At 60.9% G+C, this 20423-nt stretch carries 20 protein-coding genes; 9 read left to right on the top strand and 11 right to left on the bottom strand.

The window, feature by feature from the left end; translation table 11 throughout:
* Positions 1–280: 280 nt before the first annotated feature.
* Positions 281–1207, top strand: a complete 927-nt coding sequence (locus tag PSEUDOMOFG3G_RS25400) for a LysR family transcriptional regulator (RefSeq protein ID WP_047226874.1) — start codon at positions 281–283, stop codon at positions 1205–1207.
* Here the strand turns inward: PSEUDOMOFG3G_RS25400 and PSEUDOMOFG3G_RS25395 are convergent.
* The 9 genes from PSEUDOMOFG3G_RS25395 to PSEUDOMOFG3G_RS25355 form a co-directional block, all read right to left on the bottom strand.
* A complete protein-coding gene (locus PSEUDOMOFG3G_RS25395; protein WP_047226873.1) occupies positions 1124–1441 on the bottom strand; it encodes an AzlD domain-containing protein in 318 nt (105 codons plus the stop codon). The genes PSEUDOMOFG3G_RS25400 and PSEUDOMOFG3G_RS25395 overlap by 84 nt on opposite strands.
* The gene (locus PSEUDOMOFG3G_RS25390) at positions 1420–2133 is read right to left on the bottom strand and encodes an AzlC family ABC transporter permease (RefSeq protein ID WP_047226872.1); all 714 of its coding nucleotides are present in this window, start codon (positions 2131–2133) and stop codon (positions 1420–1422) included. Before PSEUDOMOFG3G_RS25390 ends, PSEUDOMOFG3G_RS25395 begins: the two co-directional genes overlap by 22 nt.
* Positions 2130–2567, bottom strand: coding sequence for a GNAT family N-acetyltransferase (locus PSEUDOMOFG3G_RS25385; protein ID WP_171061302.1), 438 nt, complete (start codon positions 2565–2567; stop codon positions 2130–2132). Before PSEUDOMOFG3G_RS25385 ends, PSEUDOMOFG3G_RS25390 begins: the two co-directional genes overlap by 4 nt.
* A gap of 13 nt (positions 2568–2580) precedes the next feature.
* Positions 2581–3327 (bottom strand): 2OG-Fe dioxygenase family protein, encoded by a 747-nt coding sequence (locus tag PSEUDOMOFG3G_RS25380; protein WP_047226871.1) that lies wholly within the window; start codon positions 3325–3327, stop codon positions 2581–2583.
* Between the two features lie 232 nt (positions 3328–3559).
* Positions 3560–4846 (bottom strand): OprD family porin, encoded by a 1287-nt coding sequence (locus tag PSEUDOMOFG3G_RS25375; protein ID WP_047226870.1) that lies wholly within the window; start codon positions 4844–4846, stop codon positions 3560–3562.
* 339 nt (positions 4847–5185) lie between these two features.
* Positions 5186–5389 carry a hypothetical protein gene (locus PSEUDOMOFG3G_RS25370; RefSeq protein ID WP_047226869.1) on the bottom strand — a complete coding sequence of 68 codons (204 nt, stop codon included), beginning with the start codon at positions 5387–5389 and terminating at the stop codon, positions 5186–5188.
* Positions 5390–5634: 245 nt separating this feature from the next.
* Positions 5635–6741 (bottom strand): agmatine deiminase, encoded by a 1107-nt coding sequence (gene aguA, locus PSEUDOMOFG3G_RS25365; RefSeq protein WP_107323076.1) that lies wholly within the window; start codon positions 6739–6741, stop codon positions 5635–5637.
* Between the two features lie 3 nt (positions 6742–6744).
* Positions 6745–7623, bottom strand: coding sequence for an N-carbamoylputrescine amidase (gene aguB / locus PSEUDOMOFG3G_RS25360; RefSeq protein ID WP_139048821.1), 879 nt, complete (start codon positions 7621–7623; stop codon positions 6745–6747).
* A 248-nt stretch (positions 7624–7871) separates the two neighbouring features.
* Positions 7872–10784: an aminotransferase gene (locus PSEUDOMOFG3G_RS25355; RefSeq protein ID WP_139048820.1), complete on the bottom strand. Its 2913-nt coding sequence runs from the start codon at positions 10782–10784 to the stop codon at positions 7872–7874.
* Positions 10785–10974: 190 nt separating this feature from the next.
* Between PSEUDOMOFG3G_RS25355 and rfbB the strand changes: the two genes are divergently transcribed.
* From rfbB to PSEUDOMOFG3G_RS25320, 7 genes are read left to right on the top strand one after another with little or no spacing between them, the layout of a single operon-like run.
* A complete protein-coding gene (gene rfbB, locus PSEUDOMOFG3G_RS25350; protein ID WP_139048819.1) occupies positions 10975–12057 on the top strand; it encodes a dTDP-glucose 4,6-dehydratase in 1083 nt (360 codons plus the stop codon).
* Positions 12054–12929 (top strand): glucose-1-phosphate thymidylyltransferase RfbA, encoded by an 876-nt coding sequence (gene rfbA / locus PSEUDOMOFG3G_RS25345; protein ID WP_047226864.1) that lies wholly within the window; start codon positions 12054–12056, stop codon positions 12927–12929. The genes rfbB and rfbA overlap by 4 nt, the downstream gene beginning before the upstream one ends.
* A complete protein-coding gene (gene rfbC, locus PSEUDOMOFG3G_RS25340; RefSeq protein WP_139048818.1) occupies positions 12926–13471 on the top strand; it encodes a dTDP-4-dehydrorhamnose 3,5-epimerase in 546 nt (181 codons plus the stop codon). Before rfbA ends, rfbC begins: the two co-directional genes overlap by 4 nt.
* On the top strand, positions 13468–14349 hold the full coding sequence (gene rfbD / locus PSEUDOMOFG3G_RS25335) for a dTDP-4-dehydrorhamnose reductase (protein WP_139048817.1): 882 nt from the start codon (positions 13468–13470) through the stop codon (positions 14347–14349). The genes rfbC and rfbD overlap by 4 nt, the downstream gene beginning before the upstream one ends.
* A gap of 36 nt (positions 14350–14385) precedes the next feature.
* Positions 14386–16194 carry an ATP-binding protein gene (locus tag PSEUDOMOFG3G_RS25330; protein ID WP_047226961.1) on the top strand — a complete coding sequence of 603 codons (1809 nt, stop codon included), beginning with the start codon at positions 14386–14388 and terminating at the stop codon, positions 16192–16194.
* Positions 16191–17579 (top strand): sigma-54 dependent transcriptional regulator, encoded by a 1389-nt coding sequence (locus PSEUDOMOFG3G_RS25325; RefSeq protein ID WP_047226861.1) that lies wholly within the window; start codon positions 16191–16193, stop codon positions 17577–17579. The genes PSEUDOMOFG3G_RS25330 and PSEUDOMOFG3G_RS25325 overlap by 4 nt, the downstream gene beginning before the upstream one ends.
* A 45-nt stretch (positions 17580–17624) precedes the next feature.
* Positions 17625–18080: a YiiD C-terminal domain-containing protein gene (locus tag PSEUDOMOFG3G_RS25320; RefSeq protein ID WP_047226860.1), complete on the top strand. Its 456-nt coding sequence runs from the start codon at positions 17625–17627 to the stop codon at positions 18078–18080.
* A 146-nt stretch (positions 18081–18226) separates the two neighbouring features.
* Here PSEUDOMOFG3G_RS25320 and cysQ read toward each other — a convergent pair whose 3' ends face one another.
* Together cysQ and nudE are read right to left on the bottom strand one after the other, a co-directional pair.
* Complete coding sequence (gene cysQ / locus PSEUDOMOFG3G_RS25315; protein WP_107323082.1) at positions 18227–19054, bottom strand: 3'(2'),5'-bisphosphate nucleotidase CysQ; 828 nt, start codon at positions 19052–19054, stop codon at positions 18227–18229.
* Positions 19051–19617 carry an ADP compounds hydrolase NudE gene (nudE, locus tag PSEUDOMOFG3G_RS25310; RefSeq protein WP_047226858.1) on the bottom strand — a complete coding sequence of 189 codons (567 nt, stop codon included), beginning with the start codon at positions 19615–19617 and terminating at the stop codon, positions 19051–19053. The genes cysQ and nudE overlap by 4 nt, the downstream gene beginning before the upstream one ends.
* Before the next feature lie 88 nt (positions 19618–19705).
* Between nudE and yrfG the strand changes: the two genes are divergently transcribed.
* Positions 19706–20368 (top strand): GMP/IMP nucleotidase, encoded by a 663-nt coding sequence (yrfG, locus tag PSEUDOMOFG3G_RS25305; protein ID WP_139048815.1) that lies wholly within the window; start codon positions 19706–19708, stop codon positions 20366–20368.
* Positions 20369–20423: the final 55 nt, after the last annotated feature.

The following is a 20423-nucleotide window of genomic DNA, read 5'->3' as shown; positions in this document are numbered from 1 at the left end:
CGCAAACGGATTTTTACCACCCTCTACCTGAACCATTCAGCAAGCTGTGTGCAGGAATTTTCTCTGCTCCAGCCACTTACGGACTCGCTGACCGCCCCGATTACCGTTGATCAGGCAAAAAACCCAAATCCCGCATAAGCTCCAACCATCGTCTGCCGGAGCTTTTCGCCACAAAACCGCGACAAGCGTGGCAAGGTACATGATGATAGCCGGCATGCACTGCCTGACCGGGCCAGGTGCACAACAATAGCGAGCCCACTTAAGCAGAGGGCATTACCTCATGGATAGCAGAACCTTACGCAACCTCATGCGCATCGTGCAGACCGGCTCCTTGTCGGCGGCGGCGGAACATTCGTGCCTCACGGTGCAGGCATTGGCGGCACAGTTGAACAAAGTTGAGGAGCAGTTCGGCTTCCGGTTGTTCCGGCGGTCGAACAAGGGCCTGACGTTGACGAGCCAAGGCTCGGAACTGACGCCGTTCATGGATCAGGTGCTGGTTGCCACGCGGCAGTTGGAAGAGAAGGTCGCGGCGCTGAAGACGCCTCGGCAGCGCACGCTGAGAGTGGCGCTCAATACCACGCTGCCGGCGGAGTTCAACCGGCGGATGATCGATCGGCTGATCGCCGTGTTTCCCCAGTATCAGTTGGAGTTCAGCTACGCCGAGTCGATGGAGAACCTGAGCAAGCTCAAGAACGAAGATTTTGACCTGGCGATCCTGATCGGTCCGCAGCAGAGCGGCTTTTCCAGCATCACAATGCCGGACGTCCAGGTGCAGGTGGTCGGCGCCCATTGCGGCGAAGAGGACGACTCCCTCGGCTTGCTCGGTGATAAGTTTCAGGTGCGTCCGGCCGAGGAATGTCCGTATTCCCACAGTTTCCTTCGCTTCCTGGATGCCGGCCTGGGCGAGTACGGCTCGAGTCAGCGGATGGTGTATTCCTGCAGTGAAACGCTGACATTGTCGTTGATTACCCAACTCGATGGCCTGGGACTGGTGTCCCGGGAAGCGGCGCTGCGTAACGACCTGACGATTTTCCCGGACTTCGAGGATTTCCTCGAGGTGCGCCTGGCGGTGAATAATCCAGAGTTGTCCGGCCAGGCGCTGCACGATGTTGTGGATCTGACGCTAAAGGAACGAACCGAGCGCGATGTACGCCGCCGTGCCCACCGCCACACTGAGAAACAGGTTGCGGCTGAAATACGCACATAACAACGTCGGAATCGCGGCATAGAATTCCGGGCGGTCGAGTTGTATCTGCTGATCCTTGATCAACAACGGGGTGAGGCTGATGGCAGCGACGATCGCCACCGGCAGGTATTCCAGGGCGCGGGCGACGAACGGTGGCCAGTTTTCAGTATTGACCTGCAGCGGCAGGGCCCGTGGCAGAAAGGTCACCGCCATCATCAGGGCCACGACCAGGATCAGGAACGTTTGGTCAGGCATACGCCCACCCCGCAGCCAACGAACGTGGCAATGAAGACATTGAACGGCGAGCTGCCCAGCAGGCTCAGCCCGCCCATGCAGACGACCGCCGCGAGGGCAGCGATCAGTTTGTTACGGGTATTGCACAACGAAACCAGCACGTAGAGCATCATCGCAGTCAGGGCGTAGTCGAGCTGGTATTTGATCAGGTGCGCCGCGTATTGCGCACACACCGCTCCCAACAAGCCACCCAGCACCCAGGAGGTGTGGCAAAAAAGGTTGAAGCCGATCAGGTAACGCACGCTGACCGGCGCACCGGTGCCGAGCTTGACGCTGTGGAAAGCGAACGACTCGTCCGTGAGCCCCGCCGCGTAGCACCAGCGCTCGAAACGACTGAGCCCCAGCGCACGCAATGCCTTGGCCATGTAGACCGACATCAGCATGTGTCGCGCGTTGATCAGGAAGGTGGTGAGCACGATAGTGGTCAGCGATGCTCCACTGGAAATCAACGCCAGCGCCGCAAATTGCGAAGCGCCCGCGTAAACGAACAGGCACATCGCCACCGGCAGCCACAAGGGCAACCCGGCGTTGACCGCCATCAGACCGAACACAAACGAAACCGTAAAATAACCCGCTACCACCGGACTGGCTTCAGCAAAGGTACGCGAGGCTTGTGGTTCGACCACCAGCGGCTGGCTGGAAGTCTTGCTCATAGATCCCTCTCGAAAGTGATTTCACCCCGAGGCTCACAAAAGCCTTGGGCTGCCCAAAACCGTTTGCCGGCCAGATTAGCATCGTCGACGAACAGGAACATGCGCAGTACGCCGACCCGTTTCATGTCGGCCGATGCAGCCTCCACCAGACGCTGGCCCAGGCCTCGGGTTCGATGCCCCGGGCTGACGGCCAGGTGATTGATGGTGCCACGGGTGCCGAGCATGCCGCCAATCACCGCCCCCACCACTTCACCGCTGACATCGACGGCCAGGTACGCGGTGGTGGTGTCCTGCAACAATACCCCGCGCAAGAATCGGGCATCCTGCCACTCGCAGAACGACACTTCGTCGAAACCGCGAAAAAACTGCTCCAGTCGTTCGGCGTCCCTGACCATTGCTCGGCGCAACAGAACCTGTTGCTCCAGATCGTCCATGGGTTCGAGCTGTTCAGCGAACAATGTCGAAAGCGGTCCCGGGCCGCGAGAAGGAAATCGCCAGGATCTGCCTGAAAGCCATTTCATGGCTGTGGACGTTCCGGGCCGGGGTGACGTAATGGCGCATGTCGCGGTCGAGGAAAAACGTGGTGTCGAGAATGTCCTCGTAGGTAATCGCCGCCAGTTGTTCTTCCTGGGCGGTGTACAGACGACTCTCTGCGCCGGCCACATTATGACGGCCCCAGAAGTGCACGCCGCTGAACGGATACCCGTCGCAATGGATCCCTTCAGGGGTGATTTCCAGTTGCTTGCCCGGCTTGATCTCGATACGGATCTGGTGGATCTGGCACTGCCAGATTTCCTCGTGCAGCTCCTGGGGAAGGACGTTCTTGTACACCTCAAAGTCCGTGTCGATCAGACTGCGCATCACCGGTGAGTTGATCACTTCGTTGGAAAAGTCCTGGAAGTGCCGCTCCAGTCCACCGACATAGCTGTTGTTGGCCTTGGACTGAATGTAGGCCCGATGCTCGAGCTGCGTAAGGTCGCGGGTCCTGGGGTTGTATTCGAAGTCGCTATAGCGGCGAAAACGCATGCCTGACTCGGCCTGGCCGTAGTAGCTGTCGGGCTCCATGTTTTCCCAGCTCTTGGTCAGCCGGACAAAGTCGCCGAAATGACCGTAGAGATTGAAGTCTCCACCGCGGACGTTGACGTATTTGTCACGCCTCAGCGCTTCGCCTACTTCCCTGTTCAGAACGATCATTTTTCATAGGTCTCCACTGCATTGAGCAGCCTAATCTAGTAGGTACAGGATTTACGTCCATGAGAAAGTATTTGAGGCATTTCAAGCCATGCTTGAAACGGTGGACAATGTTTCATTAGTACGACTTTTTCTCGGGAAAACAGACTGTTCCAACGTTTTTTTGCCGTCCAAAGAAAAAACCCCGAGTTTGCGCTCGGGGTTTTTCATCAGACGCTTGTAACGTGATCAGGCATCAGAAGACGCTGATCGGATAATCCACGAACACCCGCAGCTCATTGCCGCTGACGTTGTACTCGCTGGATTTCTGCGAAACACGCAGGAAGGAACTGCGCAACCGCACGCTCAGGTCTTTGGCGGGACCGTTCTGGACTACGTACTTGAACTGGTTGAAGATCTCGCGCTCGGTGCCACCTTCGCTGGTGGAGGTGGTGATGTTATCGCCACGCACATAAGCCACGTTATACGTCAGACCGGGAACCCCGAACGTGGTGAAATCCAGGCCATAACCCAGTTGCCAGCTGCGCTCGTCTTCAGCATTGAAGTCGGACCAGTAGGAGTTGGCCAGGTAGATCGTATTGCCGCCGTCCCCTACACGATTCTGCCCACGCTGATAACCGCCATAGGCGTAGCCCAGGTTGCTGTCACCAGTGCTGCGCTGGTGAGCGAGGGTGAAACTGTGCGGGCCGGTGGCGAAGGTGGCGGCCAGGCTCCAGATCTTGTTGTCGTCGCCGGTGACGTTGTTTTCGCGAACGTAGCTGTTGTCCAGCTTGGTGCGATAGCCGTTGAAGTCCAGGGTCAGGGATTGATCCTTGGCCAGCGGGAATACGTAGTTGGCGTTCACGTACTGCTTCTTCAACACGTCCTCGACATCCGAGGCGTAGAGCGAGGCCTTGAACTGCTCGGTGAACTGATAGCTGCCGCCCAATACGTTGATCGACTTCAGGCCACCGCTGTCACGACCCTCGGCGCTCTTGCGCGACTCGGCGGTGAAACGTCCAGCGTTCAGCTCCAGGCCCTTGATCTCTTTGGAGGTGATCAGCGTGCCGGTGTAGCTTTCCGGCAGCAGGCGCGAGTTGTCGTAGCTCAGCACCGGCAACGCCGGCATCTGGTCACCGTAGGCCAACACGGTATTGGAAACACGGAATTTGACCGCCGCACCAAACTTGGACAGGTCATCGGCCGCGTTGCCGCTGTCGCCTTGCTTGAAGAAGTCGATGCCGCCCGCACCGCTGCGACCTTTGCCGCCATCCAGACGCAGCGCGTACAGTCCGAAGGCGTCCACCCCTACACCGACAGTGCCTTGGGTAAAGCCGGACGAGAACGTTCCGATGGCGGCCTGCCCCCATTCGGCTTTGTCTTCATTACCGTTTTTGTAGTCGCGATTGATATAGGCGTTGCGTAACAGCACGTTCAGGCTGCTGTCCTCAACGAACCCCTTGGACTCAGCCTGGTCGCTGGCCATGGCATATGTCGTGTTTAAAATCCCCAGTGCGATCAGAGCAATGCGCTTGTTCAACATGATTATTTTCCTTATACGGGTTGATACGCACTGCGACGGCAGCCGAAACGGCGCTTTTGCGCTCTTTTTCGGACTCTTGCTCCTGAAAATAATGAAAAGGCCCGCCCACGAATGATCGTGGCGGGCCTTTTTATTATTTAAGAGTCATGGCTGTTAGCCACAGGCGTGGACGAATCCTAGTCCCGCCTTCAATGATGTGTCAATTTCGTGAATCGTCTGTAATCAGGCGAAAAACTTCTAAAAACAACCTTCAAATGGGCTCAGTGTTCAACACAGAACCATCAGCCACAAAAAAAGCGCTGCCATCCTGGCCAGCGCCTTTTCTCAATCCGTCGAATTCTATCCTTGCATCACGTCCCACAGTGCTTCCAGCTCAGCCTCGCTGAACAGGCCATCCGGGTAGCGTTCCATGATCATCCGACGCGGATCGGGCTCTCTGGTCTGACGCGTTCCGTTGGACTTCAACCACTGTGCCAAAGCTTTAAGCGACTCACCATTGACAACGGCCAAGGGATGGTATGTGCGCTCGCTTATCATATTCATTCCAGCGCCCTCTCCTGGTTGATGAGCGGCCAATTTATCCAAGGTTTATGACAAAACAACTCAGCTCCGCTCCCCAGAACTGCCGGGATACAGATACAAGAGCTATGCCAATGTGCCTGCACTGCCGATCTGCAGACATAAAAAAGCCCGCATCCCCAATCAGGCCGCGGGCCAAAGCAAAATGGATCCAAAAAGCCCGGCGCAGAGCTGCCGCCAGCGCTATTACCTGGCTGTTACATCACCACTCATTTTGTGCGCGGCGCAGGCTGTTGTTGGGTAAGGCAGTGGATGTTTCCGCCCCCCAGTAACAGTTCGCGCCCCGGCACCATGACCACTTCGTGCTCTGGAAAAAGCCCTTGCAGAAGCGCCTTCGCCGGGCCATCCAGTGGATCGTCGAAACTCGGTGCGATGATGCCGCCGTTGACGATCAGGAAATTCACGTAGGAACCGGCCAACCGCACGGTCGGATTGCGCTCCTGGGAACCCTGCACCGCGTCCACGCCGGCGCATTCCTCTTCAGTGGCATACAACGGCCCCGGAATTGGCATTTTGTGCACTGTGAACGGGCGTCCCTTGGCGTCAGTGCTGTTTTGCAGGACGTCCATCGCGGCGTGGCAGCGGGCGTAGTTCGGGTCCTGCGGGTCATCGGTCCAGGCCAGCAATACTTCGCCAGGGCGCACGTAGCAGCAGAAGTTATCCACATGCCCGTCGGTTTCGTCGTTGAACAGGCCGTCCGGCAGCCAGATGATCTTGTCCACCGCCAACTGCGCGCTGAGCACAGCCTCGATGTCTTCGCGGCTCAAGTGCGGGTTGCGATTGCGGTTGAGCAGGCATTCCTCGGTGGTGATCAGGGTGCCCTCGCCATCGACGTGGATTGAGCCGCCCTCAAGCACGAAGCCTTCGGTGCGGTAACGCGGGCTGCGTTCAATCTCGAGAATCTTGCTGGCCACTTGCGAATCCCGGTTCCACGGCGCATACAGGCCACCGTCAAACCCACCCCAGGCGTTGAAATCCCAGTCGACGCCGCGCACTTCGCCACTATCATTGATGACAAACGTCGGGCCGGTGTCCCGGACCCAGGCATCGTCGCTGGACATTTCCACCACGCGGATATTCGGCACGTCGAGATGCGCCCGGGCATTTTCGTATTGGTTCGCGGACACCGCCACGGTTACCGGTTCGAAGCGGGCGATGGCTTTGGCGACCGCCACATGAGCGGCCTGCGCGGGCTTGCCGCCCAGGCGCCAGTTGTCAGGGCGCTCGGGCCAGACCATCCAGACCTGGGTCTGGGGTGCCCACTCGGCAGGCATGTGGAAACCATCCGCGCGGGGAGTGCTGTTCAACGTTGTCATAAATCAGGACTCCAGTGAGCCATCGAGGGTTTTGATCGAGCCGTACAGGTCCGCACGACGATCACGGAAAGTGCCCCAGGCACTGCGAATGTGTTCCAGCTCGTCCAGGTCAAAGCTGTGCACCAGCACGCCTTCTTCGGTTTCGTTCAATTCCTGGACCTTTTCACCGAACTGATTGGCGATGAACGAGGAGCCGTAGAACGTGATGTCGTAGCCATCCTGCTCTTCGTTGCCGATGCGGTTGCTGGCCACCAGCGGCATTACGTTCGCGCCGGCATGGCCTTGTTGCACGCGCTGCCAGTGATCGCGGGACGAAATGCTTTTGTCGTGCGGCTCGCTGCCAATGGCGGTCGGGTAAAACAGAATTTCCGCACCTTGCAGCGCCATGCTGCGGGCGGACTCGGGAAACCACTGGTCCCAGCAGATGCCCACGCCGATCCTGGCGTAGCGGGTATTCCAGACCTTGAAACCGGTATCGCCAGGGTTGAAATAGTACTTCTCATGGTAGCCAGGACCGTCCGGGATGTGACTCTTGCGGTATACCCCCAGGTTACGGCCGTCGGCATCAATGATCGCAATACTGTTGAAACGCGCACGACCGGCCCGTTCAAAAAAGCTGATGGGCAAGACGACCTGAAGCTCCCTGGCAACTTTCTGAAAATGCCTGATGGCGACGTTATCTTCGACCGGAGTCGCCAATTGCAGGTAGTCCGGGTTGGGCTTCTGGCAAAAGTACGGCGTCTCGAACAACTCCTGGAGCAAGATGATCTGCGCCCCTTTGGCGGCGGCCTCGCGAACCTGCTGTTCAGCGATCTCGATATTGGCCTCCAGATCCCAGGAACAGGCCATCTGGGTGGCGGCAACGGTGACGATACGACTCATGAAGGGAGCTCCAGAGCATGTGTGGTGCCGACTTTATAACCGATAAAAATCGACTTTAGAAGCGATACAGATTTAAAACCACACGCTAGTCGCAATAAATACCGACAAAAATCGAACTATTAACCACGCAAAACCTTGTGGGAGCGAGCCTGCTCGCAATGCGATCCCCCATCTGACATCGCTGCAGACGGGTTCACCACTATCGCGAGCAAGCCCGCTCCCACAGGGAAAGCGTTTGCCTCAGTTAGTCAAAGCCCCTCGTCCAACACCTTCACCAACATATCGACAAAGAAATCCACGCTCTGGCGGGTGGTGACCATCGGCGGTTTGATCTTGAGGATGTTCAGGTAGTCGCCGGTCGGTTGCATGAAAATACCCAGCTCCCGCAGGCGATTGCACAGCGCCGTGGTTTCTTCGGTGGCCGGCTCGAGGGTGTCGCGGTTGCGGATCAGTTCCACGCCCAGGTAAAAACCGGAGCCATGCACCGCACCGACCAACGGATATCGGTCGATCAAAGCTTGCAGGCGGGCCTTGAAATGCCCACCCACTGCCCGGGCGTTTTCCCACAGTTTTTCTTCTTCCATGACGTCCAGCACGGCCATGCCGATCTGGCAACTGACCGGGCTGCCGCCGGCTGACGAGAAAAAATACCCTTCTGCTTCCAGCGCCTCGGCGATTTCCCGGCGGGTGATGACCGCTCCCAGCGGCTGGCCGTTACCCATGCCCTTGGCCATGGTGATGATGTCCGGTACTACATCCTGTTCTTCGAAGCCCCAGAAAAATTCTCCCATGCGCCCGTAGCCGACTTGCACTTCGTCAGCGATGCAGACGCCGCCGCGCTCGCGCACCAGCGCGTAGACCTGCTTCAGATACCCCGGCGGCAGTGCGATCCCGCCAGCATTGCCGTACACCGGTTCGCAGATGAAGCCGGCGAGCTGGCGCTTGTGTTCGGCGATTTTTGCCAGGTTGTGCTCGACGCTGCGCAGGTAGTCCGGCGCGCTGTTGGGGCCGCGGAATTCACCGCGATAAGTGTTTGGCGCGGTCACCGGATGCACCCAATCCGGGCGACTGCTCAGGGCCTGAGGGTTGTCGGCAATGGACGTCGAGACCGCATCGGCCGCTACCGACCAGCCGTGATAGGCCTCCAGCACACTGAGCATGTCCCGGCCGCCGCTGTAGGCCCAGGCCAGGCGGATCGCCAGGTCGTTGGCCTCGGTGCCACTGTTGACCAGAAATACCCGATCCATGCCGGGCGGCGCCAGCGCCAGCAAGCGCTCGGAAAATTCGGCAATCGCGGCATAGTGAAAGCGGGAGTTGGTGTTGAGCAGCGACCACTGCCGGGCGGCCACCGCGGCCATGCGCGGATGCCCGTGCCCCAGTACCGCGACGTTGTTGAGCATGTCCAGGTAGGAGCGGCCCTGCATGTCGATCAGGTGATTGCGCCAGCCGCGCTCAATGCGCGGCGGATCAACGTAATAGTGCTTCTGCGAACGGGCAAAGCTCGCATCGCGACGGGCCAGCAACTGCTGGGGGTCGATCTCTGGCTCGGCATCACAGGCCAGTCCCAGCAGCACCGCTGGTGAGGGGCAGAGCGCCTGCCAGGCCGGCGCCCTGGATGGCGTGCAGAACAACGGCGGATTGAGCTGAGCGCCACGACACAACTGCACCCGCAACGGTCCATCGACTTCGCCCAAGACCTGGCCCTTGACCAGCGCAGCCCCGGAATGCAGCGGCGATGTCACGCCCCACAGCCGAATGCTCAGTTGCACGCTGTCCAGTTGCAACATGCCGTCGGCGGCTTTGTGCACCACCCCGGCGAACGGCGATTCCAGCGGCGTGCCCCGCGGCACCTGCAACTCTACGTGTAATGGATAAGTATCCGGTTCAACGGCGCTGTCTGGCCGGGTCCGAGACAATCGGTACTGCCCGTAGCGGCTGGCGGCCAACCCATGGACGGCGGCGGCTTCACTCAGCAGACGCTGGTCGATCCCCTCCTGCTCCCAGTTACCGGCTTCGAAATGCGGGCTCAGTACACCCAGGTCGATCAGGGCGAACTCGCGGCCCACCAAGGTCGGCAACAGCGGCACAAAGCCTTCACTGGCAACGGGTGGCAGATGGTGGCCCACGGACGTGAGGATCGCCGCTTCCATCAGTTCGAACGGGACCGACTGAGCAATCCGGAAAATCTCCCACTCATGGTCCAGGTTGTCGCGGCTGTATTGATTTTCCGGGTCAATGGATACCTGCTGTTCACCGCTGAGCACCAGCACGGCAGCGCGGGCAACGATCAGCGGCCAAAGCGCCAGCAGCTCCTCATATTGCAGCGGGTTGAGCGCGTTGTAAGCCTTGATCGCCGGCAGGATGAAAAACGGATCGCCGTCGGCATGGTGCAACAAGGCTGCACAGGTCACCGACAGATCGGTAACGCGCCAGGTGCGGATCAGGTCGCCGAAATCGATGACGCCCTGCAATTGCCATTGGCGCTGGGCATCGCGCTGCCAGACCACGTTGTCATCGGTGATGTCCATGTGGATCGCCTGCACCGGCAGGCTGGCCTTGAGCGGCTGCAAGCGGCGTTCGGCCTGTTGCGCCGCCTCGGCGATCAGGTTGCGTTCTTGATCATCGTCGATGACGGGCAGCAGATGGCCGACCAGTGCATTGGCGTGGCGGGCATCCCATTGCAGGGTGCGCTCCAGGCCAGGGTGATCGAACGTGGCCAGCGCCAGGTCGATTTGTGCGCACAAGCGCCCCAGCCCCGTGACCAGTTCAGGCCCCCAATGGTTGAGCTGGGTGAGCGGCTGGCCGTCGATGTATTCCAGCAGTCGCACATGAACCGCTTGCCCTGCGAGCTCCAGGGTCAACAGATCCTGGCCATTATTGGCGGCGATCACCCGCGGCACTTTTACCGCGCCGTGCTCGGCCAGGTGCTTGAGGGCGGCATGCTGGGCCTGGAGTTCCTGGACGGCATAGTCACCATGGCAAATCTTCAGCACAAACCGTCCGCGCTCGCTGTCGACGCGATAGTTGAGGTCCTGCTGGCTGCCCAAGGGTCGCAGGTCACCGCTGAGTCCGTAATTCGAGCGCAGCAGCACCAGCGCCTGTTCGGCACTGATCTGTGGGCTTGGCAAACTGGCACGGTGAACCAACGTAGCGAGTGGCATACAACGACCCCTGAGGTGGTTTTATCGGATGTCTATCTCGCCATTGAGTCGGGGGATAAGCAACCCCTTTGCCGCAGGTGAATTGCCAAGCGCGTGAGCGTGCCCGGAAATATCCTGCTTGCACCGCCCTCGCCATGCCGACAAGCTATGCTCCAATGCTTTGTTGTTCCACGGAAAAAGGCTTGATCGGATGCGCATTCTCATCACTGGCGGTGCCGGTTTTATCGGCTCGGCGCTTATACGGCACTTGATCCTGGATACCGGACATCAGGTCCTGAACCTCGACAAGCTGACCTATGCCGGCAATCTCGAATCGCTGAGCAGCATCGAGCACGACAACCGCTACGAGTTCGTCCAGGCCGATATCGTCGATCAACCGACGGTCAGCGCGATACTGGCAAGGTTCAAACCTGAGGCCATCATGCATCTGGCGGCCGAGTCCCACGTCGACCGCTCCATCGACGGCCCGGCGGACTTCATCCAGACCAATATCGTGGGCACCTACAGCCTGCTGGAAGCCACCCGCGCCTATTGGCAGACCCTGGCCGAGCCGCAGAAGCGCGCGTTTCGTTTCCATCACATTTCCACCGACGAAGTGTATGGCGACCTGCACGGCGTGGATGATTTGTTCACCGAAACCACCGCCTACGCCCCCAGCTCGCCGTACTCGGCGAGCAAGGCGGCTTCCGACCATCTGGTACGCGCCTGGCAACGCACTTACGGCTTGCCCGTGCTGCTGACCAACTGCTCCAACAACTATGGGCCGTTTCACTTTCCCGAGAAGCTGATTCCGCTGGTGATCCTCAATGCCCTGGCCGGCAAGCCGTTGCCGGTATACGGCGACGGCCAACAAGTGCGCGACTGGCTGTACGTCGAAGACCATGCCCGGGCGCTGCTCAAGGTCGTGACCGAAGGTGCCGTGGGCGAGACCTACAACATCGGCGGCCACAATGAACAGAAGAACATCGACGTGGTGCGCGGCATCTGCGCCCTGCTCGAAGAACTGGCGCCCCACAAGCCCGACGGCGTGGAGCACTATGCCGACCTGATCACCTTCGTCAAAGACCGCCCCGGTCACGACCTGCGCTACGCCATCGATGCCGGCAAGATCGAGCGTGAACTGGGCTGGACGCCCCGGGAAACCTTCGAGACCGGCCTGCGTAAAACCGTGCAGTGGTACCTCGAAAACCTGCTGTGGTGCCGACGTGTCCAGGACGGTAGCTATCAGGGCGAGCGTCTGGGCTCGCTCGACAACAAGGATGCGATTGCATGATGAAAGGCATTGTTCTGGCCGGCGGCTCCGGCACCCGACTGCACCCGATTACCCTTGGGGTTTCCAAGCAGTTACTACCGGTTTACGACAAGCCGATGATCTATTACCCGATTTCGGTGCTGATGCTCGCCGGCATCAAGGACATCCTGGTGATTTCCACCCCTCAGGACTTGCCGCAATACCGCAATCTGTTGGGCGACGGCAGTCAGTTTGGCGTGCAATTTCACTACGCCGAGCAGCCATCGCCCGATGGCCTGGCCCAGGCGTTTCTGATCGGCGAGCAATTTATCGGCAACGATCCGGTGTGCCTGATCCTGGGCGACAACATTTTTCACGGGCAGCATTTCGGCGAACAACTGCAGACGGCCGCCACCCGGCAGACGGGCGCAACGGTATTCGGTTACTGGGTCAAAGACCCTGAGCGTTTTGGCGTGATCGATTTCGATGCTCAAGGGCGGGCCATTTCCATTGAAGAAAAACCTACCGCGCCCAAATCCAGCTACGCGGTAACCGGCCTGTATTTCTACGATAACGACGTGATCCAGATCGCCAAGACCATCAAACCCTCCAAACGAGGCGAACTGGAAATCACCGACGTCAACAACGCCTACCTGCACCGCGGCGACCTGCACGTCGAGCGTTTCGGCCGTGGTTTCGCCTGGCTGGACACCGGCACCCACGACAGCCTGCTGGAGGCTTCGCAATATGTGCAAACCATCGAGCACCGCCAAGGTTTGAAAGTCGCCTGCCTGGAAGAAATTGCCTACCAACAGGGCTGGGTCAGCCGCGAGCACATCCTTGAGCGCGCCCAGTACTTTGGCAAGACCGGCTACGGCCAATACCTGTTCCAGATCGCTGGAGAGACACGTTGAACGTCATCGCCACCCGCCTGCCTGAAGTCCTGATCATCGAACCGAAGGTTTTCGGTGATGATCGCGGCTTTTTCTATGAGAGTTTCAACGCTCGGGCGTTCGCCGAGGCCACTGGCTGCGCGTTGCAGTTCGTCCAGGATAACCACTCGCGCTCGGCCAGGGGCGTGTTGCGCGGCCTGCATTATCAAATCGAACAGGCCCAGGGAAAACTGGTGCGGGTCATTGCTGGGGAAGTGCTCGACGTGGCGGTGGACATTCGTCGCAGTTCGGCCACTTTCGGGCAATGGGTGGGCGTACGCCTGTCAGCGCAGAACCATCGGCAACTGTGGGTCCCACCAGGCTTCGCCCATGGCTTCGTCGTGCTCAGCGATTACGCTGATTTTCTCTACAAAACCACCGACTACTACGCGCCCTCGGCCGAGCGTTGCATTCGCTGGGATGATCCGGACCTGGCCATCGACTGGGAACTGGAGAGTGCGCCGATCCTGTCACCCAAGGACCAGGCCGGCAAGGCTCTGCACGAGGCCGACCTGTTCCCATGAGTACCTCCTTGCGCATCCTGATCATCGGCCAGAACGGCCAGGTCTCCCGAGCACTCCAGTCGCGCCTGGCCGGCATGGCTGAGTTGATCGTGCGCGGCAGCGACCAACTCGACCTGGCGCGCCCCGATCACCTTCGTTCGCCCATCACTGCCCTGCGGCCTGACCTGATCATCAACGCCGCCGCCCACACCGCCGTCGACCAGGCCGAGAGCGAACCGGAACGGGCCTTCGCCATCAATGCCACAGCGCCGGGCGTCCTGGCTCAAGTGGCGGTCGAGTTGGGTGTCCCGCTGATCCACTACTCCACCGATTACGTCTTCGATGGCCGCAAGCCTGAGCCCTACACCGAGACCGACTCGCCCAACCCGCTGAGTGTCTATGGGCGCAGCAAGCTGGCCGGCGAGGACGCCATTCGCCACGTCGCCGGGCAGCACCTGATTTTGCGCACCAGTTGGGTGTACTCCAACGAAGGCCGCAACTTCCTGTTGACCATGCAACGCCTGCTGCAGGAAAAATCGCACCTGCGGGTGGTGGACGATCAGATCGGCGCACCGACCTGGGCCGGGACTATCGCCGACAGCACCGCCCACTTGATCGAACGCTGGCAGGCCGGCCGGTGCGGCGCCTGGGGGACTTACCACCTGACGGCGCAGGGTGAAACGTCCTGGTTCGGCTTTGCCCAGGCCATCGGCGAGCACCTGATCGAGCAGCACAAACCCTGCGCGGTGCTTGAGCCCATCCCCTCCAGTGCCTACCCGACTCCGGCCCCACGCCCGCTGAACTCGCGTCTGGATTGCACACGCCTGCTTCAGCAATGGGGTGTAAGTCAGCCAGACTGGCAAAGCGCGCTGCACCAGTGCCTTGCCGCCGGACACTAGGCATAATGCGCCTGTCCCCACTGGCGCCTGATGCTCATGAATTCCACTCTTCCCCGCAGACCCCGCTGGCGCAGCCTGGCCTTGCTTGCGCTGTGCCTGGCGCCGTTGCTGTGGCCGCTGGAACATCTGGCCGAGCGTTACTACCGCAGTGAACTGGCCGGGCAGAACCGCCAGACCCTCGATCTCTACGTCGCCAACCTGTTGGGCACCCTGCATCGCTATGAAGTGCTGCCACAGATTCTCGGTGAGCTGCCGGCCCTGCGCGCCACTTTACTGGCACCGGACGACGGCATCATCCAGGGCAATGCCAATCGACTGCTGAAAAACATCAGCGCCCAGACCGGCGCAGAAGTCATGTACCTGATGGACCCCACCGGCAAGACCCTCGCGGCATCGAACTGGGATAAACACGACAGTTTCGTCGGACGCAATTTTGCCTTCCGGCCGTATTACATCGAAGCAATGGCCGGGCGGCTGGGACGCTTCTTCGGCTTGGGCACCACCTCGGCCAAGCGCGGTTACTTCTTCGCCGCTGCCGTGCGCGACCGGGAAAAAGTGATCGGCGTACTGGTGGTCAAGGTGGATCTGGACCACACCGAAAGCCTCTGGGGCAAAACCCCCGAACAACTACTGGTGACCGACCACAACGGCGTGGTGATCCTCACTTCGCGACAAGAATGGCGATTTCGCGCGACCCGCCCCTTAAGTGACGAGGAGCGCCAGTCCATCAGCGCCGTACAGCCCTACCCGACCCGCGACCCCAAACCGCTGAACCTGGACGCGAACGCCTGGCTGATCCAGACCCAGTCCATTGAGGAGACCCGCTGGAGCGTGAGCATTCTAGCCCCGCGTACCCTGATCGACCGTCCGGTGCGCACCGTGGTGGTCATCGGCGGTGCGGCCTTGCTGGTCCTGATGCTGTTGCTCGGGTTGATGATGCAGCGCCGGCGGCATTACCTGGATCGCATCGCCTTCGAAGGCAAGGCCCGCCAGGAGCTGGAGGGCCGGGTGGCCGAGCGCACCAGTGACCTGGAAGGCCTGAACCGGCGACTCAAGCAAGAGGTGCTGGAACGCGAGCAGGCCCAGCAGGAACTGGTCCGCGCCCAGGATGACCTGGTGCAGGCCGGCAAGCTGTCGGCCCTGGGCACCATGTCGGCCAGCATCAGCCACGAACTCAACCAGCCGCTGGCGGCGATCCGCAGCTATGCCGAAAACGCCGAAATATTGCTCGATCACCAGCGTACCGAGGACGCCCGAGGCAACCTCAAGCTGATCAGTGAGCTGACCGCTCGCATGGCCTCGATCATTGCCCACTTACGCGCCTTCGCCCGCCGCGACCGTCACGCCCCGGAAAGTGTCGCCCTGCAACCGGCGCTGGACGATGCCCTGGCACTGCTCGCCAAGCGCCGGCGCAGCATGGAAGTGGAACTGATCCGCGACCTGCCGGCCGCCACGTTGTGGGTCGAGGCCGGGGAAACGCGCTTGCGCCAGGTGCTCGGCAACCTGCTGGCCAACGCTCTCGACGCCCTGACTGAAAAAGGCCCGCCGCGCAAACTCTGGCTCAGTGCCGAAGCCACCGAAACCGGCGTCAACCTGTACATCCGCGATAACGGCCCGGGGTTTTGCATGGAAGCCCTTGGTCGCGCGGGCGAGCCCTTCTACACCACCAAGACCCGCACCCAGGGCCTTGGCCTGGGGCTGGCGATTTGCGACACCCTGATGCGCGCCTTCGGCGGTGAACTGTCGTTCGCCAATCACAAGGAAGGCGGCGCCCTGATTACCCTGAAGTTGCGCGCTGGCGCGCCCGGTGTGAGCCTGCAACCGTCCGAGGACCGTAGTGTATGACCATCGATAACCGGATTGAGGTGGTGTTGATCGACGACGATCCCCACTTGCGTCAGGCCTTGAGCCAGACCCTCGACCTGGCCGGCCTGAAGGTCCTATCCCTGGCCGAGGCCAAAGGCGTGGCCGGGCAACTGTCTCGCGACTGGCCGGGTGTGGTGGTCAGTGACATTCGCATGCCGGGCATCGACGGCCTTGAGTTGCTGAGCGAACTCCATGCCCAGGACCCGGAGCTGCCGGTGTTGCTGATCACCGGCCATGGCGACGTGCCGCTGGCAGTCCAGGCCATGCGCGCCGGAGCCTATGACTTCCTTGAGAAACCTTTCCCCAGCGATCACCTGCTCGACAGCGTGCGCCGGGCCCTGGCCTTGCGGCGCCTGGTACTGGACAACCGCAGCCTGCGCCTGGCCCTGAGCGACCGCCATGAACTCAGCGCCCGGCTCGTCGGCCAATCGCCCTCGATACTGCGCCTGCGCGAGCAGATCGGTGCGTTAGCGGCGACCCGCGCCGATGTGCTGATCCTCGGAGAAACCGGGGCCGGCAAGGAGGTAGTCGCCCGAGCCCTGCACGATCTGTCGGGCCGGCGCAACGGCCCCTTCGTCGCGATCAACGCCGGAGCCCTGGCCGAGTCGGTGGTGGAGAGCGAGCTGTTCGGTCATGAGCCCGGCGCTTTCACCGGCGCGCAGAAGCGCCGCATCGGCAAGTTCGAGTTCGCCAACGGCGGTACGCTGTTTCTCGATGAAATCGAAAGCATGAGCCTGGACGTTCAGGTCAAACTGCTGCGGCTGCTGCAAGAGCGGGTAGTGGAACGACTGGGGGGCAATCAACAGATCCCGCTGGACATCCGCGTCATCGCCGCCACCAAGGAAGACCTGCGTCAGGCCGCTGATCAGGGTCGTTTTCGCGCCGACCTGTATTACCGCCTGAACGTCGCGCCGTTGCGTATCCCCCCGCTGCGTGAACGCGGTGAGGATGCCCTGATGCTGTTCCAGCATTTCGCCGACGAAGCCAGCGCCCGTCACGGCCTGCCGCCCCACGAGTTGCAACCGGCCCAACGGGCATTGCTGCTGCGCCATAGCTGGCCGGGCAACGTGCGAGAATTGCAGAACGCCGCCGAGCGTTTTGCCCTGGGTCTGGAACTGGCCCTGGACAACAGCGCGCCCGACGGTAGCCCCGGTGCGCCGGTCGAAGTGATCAGCGGCGGCTTGAGCGAGCAGGTGGAGAACTTCGAGAAAACCCTGATCGCCGCCGAACTGGCCCGCCCTCACAGCTCGGTGCGCAGCCTCGCCGAAGCCCTGGGCATTCCGCGCAAGACCTTGCACGACAAGTTACGCAAGCATGGGCTGAACTTCGGCGATAGCCAGGGCCATGCCGATGAGTCCGATTGAGTCTGCTTGAGTGATTGCCATCTTCCCTTTCAAAAGAGGCCCTGCATGAACCGCGACAGCCGCTACCTGGAATCGATCCTGCACCACGACATCCCGTTGACGCGGGACATGGGCCTGAAGGTGCTCGACTGGCAGGCCCGGCAACTGCGCCTGTTTTTACCGCTGGAGGCCAACGTCAACCACAAGAGCACCATGTTCGGCGGCAGCCTGTACTGCGGCGCAGTGCTGGGCGGCTGGGGCTGGCTGCACCTGGCCTTGCGCGAAGAGGGCATTGAGGACGGGCATATCGTCATTCAGGAAGGGCAGATCAGCTATCCACTGCCAGTCACGAGGGACGCCACGGTCATTTGCCAGGCTCCCGAAGAAAAGGTCTGGAAACGCTTCCTGGCCACCTACCGGCGCTACGGACGCGCGCGGCTGACCTTGCAGACCCAGGTGATAAATGCCGGGAGCGAAGCACCAGCGGTGCAATTTGTGGGGCAGTACGTGTTGCACCGCTGACCCCCGAGCATCACAAAAAACCCTGTGGCGAGGGAGCTTGCTCCCGCTCGGCTGCGCAGCAGACGCATTGGGGCCGCTTCGCAGCCCAGCGGGAGCAAGCGCCCTCGCCACAACAACTGTCCCAAGTCCAGCAAGGGGCAGCCGATTCAGGAGCGGGCCAGTTCCAGCAGTTTCCCACGCCACGCCGCCTTTGCCGGCAACGCCAGGAAGGATTCATTCAACAGCGACTCCCGCGGCGGATAGCAGAACGGCTCGCCGCGTAGGTCCAGCACCTCGCCGCCCGCACCCTCCAGCACGCCTTGGGCGGCGGCGGTGTCCCACTGGGACGTCGGCGCCAGTCGCGGATAGCAATCCGCCGCGCCCTCGGCCAGCAGGCAGAATTTCAACGAACTGCCGATGCTGGTCAGTTGCAACTCACCCAGGCTCTCGCTCAAGCCGCCCAAGAGACGCTCTTGCTCCGGGCTGGTATGGCGACGGCTGGCGACCACCGTAAAAGCATCACCCGGCGCCGGCACGTTACGCACTTCGATCGGCAACGGCTCGCCCCCCTTGTCGCCACGCCAGGCGCCGAATCCCGCGCCACCGACATAAAAGCGACCATTGGTGGGCATCGACACTACGCCAAACACCACCCGCCCCTGCTCGACCAGTGCGATATTGACGGTGAATTCCTCACTGCCAGAAATGAACTCCTTGGTGCCGTCCAGCGGGTCCACCAGCCACCAGCGTTGCCAGCCGGCGCGCACGCTTTGCGCAATATTGGCGTCCTCTTCGGAGAGGATTGCAATATCCGGCGCCAACGCGGTCAGCCCGGCCACGATCACATCGTGAGCGGCCATGTCGGCGGCGGTCACCGGCGATGCGTCGGCCTTGTGGTTGACCTGCACATTGGCTCGCCAGAACGGCAGGATCGCCTCACCGGCCTTGAGCGCCAGCTCAACCACAGGGGCCATTAGAGGATGGGGGAAATTCATGACAGGAACGCTCCGCGCTGGGTCAGCAGGTCACGGGCCAGGTACAGCGCCGCCAAGGCCCGGCCCTCCGTGAATTGAGGGTTTTGCGCCAAGGCCGACAACTCACGCAGGTTGACCTTGTCCACACGCATCGGCTCAGGCTCGTCGCCTTCCAGCCGCTCTTCATAGAGATCGGTCGCCAGCACCACCTGGATCTTCTGGCTCATGTAGCCGGGGGACAGGGACAGTTCAGTCAGGTGTTCCAACTGACGTGCACCATAGCCGGCCTCTTCTTTAAGCTCCCGCTCAGCCGCCGCCAACACGTCTTCACCCGGCTCAATCAAACCCTTGGGCAGGGACAATTCGTAGGCATCGGTGCCGCCGCAGTATTCTTCCACCAACACGGCGTGATCGGCGTCGAGCATCGCCACGATCATTACCGCGCCGTAACCTGCGCCCTTGCCCGCCAAACGCTCATAGGTGCGCTCCACGCCGTTGGAAAACCGCAGTTTCAGTTCTTCCACGCAAAACAGGCGGCTGGTGGCGACGATCCGTCGATCGAGTATGGTGGGTTTCTGGCGCATAAACGGCTCCCTGGGCGATAGCGGGCTACTATACCCGGCCTATTCTGATTGTTTGTGTCGGATATCCGATTACCGCTGGAGAAGCTTTATGGCCTTGCTGCCCTGGCACGAGATCGATACGGTGCTGCTGGACATGGATGGCACCCTGCTGGACCTGCATTACGACAACCATTTCTGGATGGAACACTTGCCCCAACGCTACGCCGAACTGCATGGCGTGAGCCGGGCCATGGCGGAGCTGGAGTTGCAGCCGCTGTTCGAGCGCAACGCCGGTCAATTGCAGTGGTATTGCCTGGACTTCTGGAGCAGCGAGTTGAAATTGCCGGTGCGCGAACTGAAGCTGGAAACCGCGCACCTGATTGCCCTGCGCCCGGACGCCGACACGTTCCTGGCGGCGATCCAGCGGGCGGGTAAACGGGTGGTAATGATCACCAACGCCCATCGCGACTCATTGTCCCTGAAGCTGGAACGCATCGAACTGGCCCCTTACTTCGAACGTTTGATCAGCTCTCACGACTACGGTTTCCCCAAGGAAAGCCCGCAGTTCTGGGATGCCCTGCAAGCCGATCTGAACTTCGACCCGGCCCGCAGCCTGTTTATCGACGACACCTTGCCAGTGCTGCGCAGCGCCCGGGAATTCGGCGTGGCACACCTGCTGGCGGTCAGCGTACCGGACAGCCGCAAAGGGCCGAAGGATACGGGGGAGTTCGAGGCGTTGGGGGATTATCGGGATTTGATTGCCGGGCTTTGATAGCCGGCCGTTTGCATCGCGAGCAGGCTCGCTCTCACAAGGTTCCTTGTTCGCC

Origin of the sequence: Pseudomonas sp. FG-3G (genome assembly GCF_901007645.1) — a bacterium.
Lineage (GTDB): Bacteria > Pseudomonadota > Gammaproteobacteria > Pseudomonadales > Pseudomonadaceae > Aquipseudomonas > Aquipseudomonas rhizophila.
This window is presented reverse-complemented; position numbering and strand designations above follow the sequence as displayed.

What these genes read in the sequence shown, in the direction of transcription:
- PSEUDOMOFG3G_RS25370 (WP_047226869.1), bottom strand. Translation starts at nt 5,389, where the DNA reads ATGAATATGATAAGCGAGCGCACATACCATCCCTTGGCCGTTGTCAAT.
- PSEUDOMOFG3G_RS25385 (WP_171061302.1), bottom strand. Translation starts at nt 2,567, where the DNA reads ATGGACGATCTGGAGCAACAGGTTCTGTTGCGCCGAGCAATGGTCAGG.
- PSEUDOMOFG3G_RS25395 (WP_047226873.1), bottom strand. Translation starts at nt 1,441, where the DNA reads ATGCCTGACCAAACGTTCCTGATCCTGGTCGTGGCCCTGATGATGGCG.
- aguA (WP_107323076.1), bottom strand. Translation starts at nt 6,741, where the DNA reads ATGACAACGTTGAACAGCACTCCCCGCGCGGATGGTTTCCACATGCCT.
- PSEUDOMOFG3G_RS25325 (WP_047226861.1), top strand. Translation starts at nt 16,191, where the DNA reads ATGACCATCGATAACCGGATTGAGGTGGTGTTGATCGACGACGATCCC.
- PSEUDOMOFG3G_RS25390 (WP_047226872.1), bottom strand. Translation starts at nt 2,133, where the DNA reads ATGAGCAAGACTTCCAGCCAGCCGCTGGTGGTCGAACCACAAGCCTCG.
- PSEUDOMOFG3G_RS25380 (WP_047226871.1), bottom strand. Translation starts at nt 3,327, where the DNA reads ATGATCGTTCTGAACAGGGAAGTAGGCGAAGCGCTGAGGCGTGACAAA.
- PSEUDOMOFG3G_RS25330 (WP_047226961.1), top strand. Translation starts at nt 14,386, where the DNA reads ATGAATTCCACTCTTCCCCGCAGACCCCGCTGGCGCAGCCTGGCCTTG.
- rfbA (WP_047226864.1), top strand. Translation starts at nt 12,054, where the DNA reads ATGATGAAAGGCATTGTTCTGGCCGGCGGCTCCGGCACCCGACTGCAC.
- PSEUDOMOFG3G_RS25320 (WP_047226860.1), top strand. Translation starts at nt 17,625, where the DNA reads ATGAACCGCGACAGCCGCTACCTGGAATCGATCCTGCACCACGACATC.
- rfbB (WP_139048819.1), top strand. Translation starts at nt 10,975, where the DNA reads ATGCGCATTCTCATCACTGGCGGTGCCGGTTTTATCGGCTCGGCGCTT.
- yrfG (WP_139048815.1), top strand. Translation starts at nt 19,706, where the DNA reads ATGGCCTTGCTGCCCTGGCACGAGATCGATACGGTGCTGCTGGACATG.
- PSEUDOMOFG3G_RS25375 (WP_047226870.1), bottom strand. Translation starts at nt 4,846, where the DNA reads ATGTTGAACAAGCGCATTGCTCTGATCGCACTGGGGATTTTAAACACG.
- cysQ (WP_107323082.1), bottom strand. Translation starts at nt 19,054, where the DNA reads ATGAATTTCCCCCATCCTCTAATGGCCCCTGTGGTTGAGCTGGCGCTC.
- aguB (WP_139048821.1), bottom strand. Translation starts at nt 7,623, where the DNA reads ATGAGTCGTATCGTCACCGTTGCCGCCACCCAGATGGCCTGTTCCTGG.
- PSEUDOMOFG3G_RS25355 (WP_139048820.1), bottom strand. Translation starts at nt 10,784, where the DNA reads ATGCCACTCGCTACGTTGGTTCACCGTGCCAGTTTGCCAAGCCCACAG.
- PSEUDOMOFG3G_RS25400 (WP_047226874.1), top strand. Translation starts at nt 281, where the DNA reads ATGGATAGCAGAACCTTACGCAACCTCATGCGCATCGTGCAGACCGGC.
- rfbD (WP_139048817.1), top strand. Translation starts at nt 13,468, where the DNA reads ATGAGTACCTCCTTGCGCATCCTGATCATCGGCCAGAACGGCCAGGTC.
- nudE (WP_047226858.1), bottom strand. Translation starts at nt 19,617, where the DNA reads ATGCGCCAGAAACCCACCATACTCGATCGACGGATCGTCGCCACCAGC.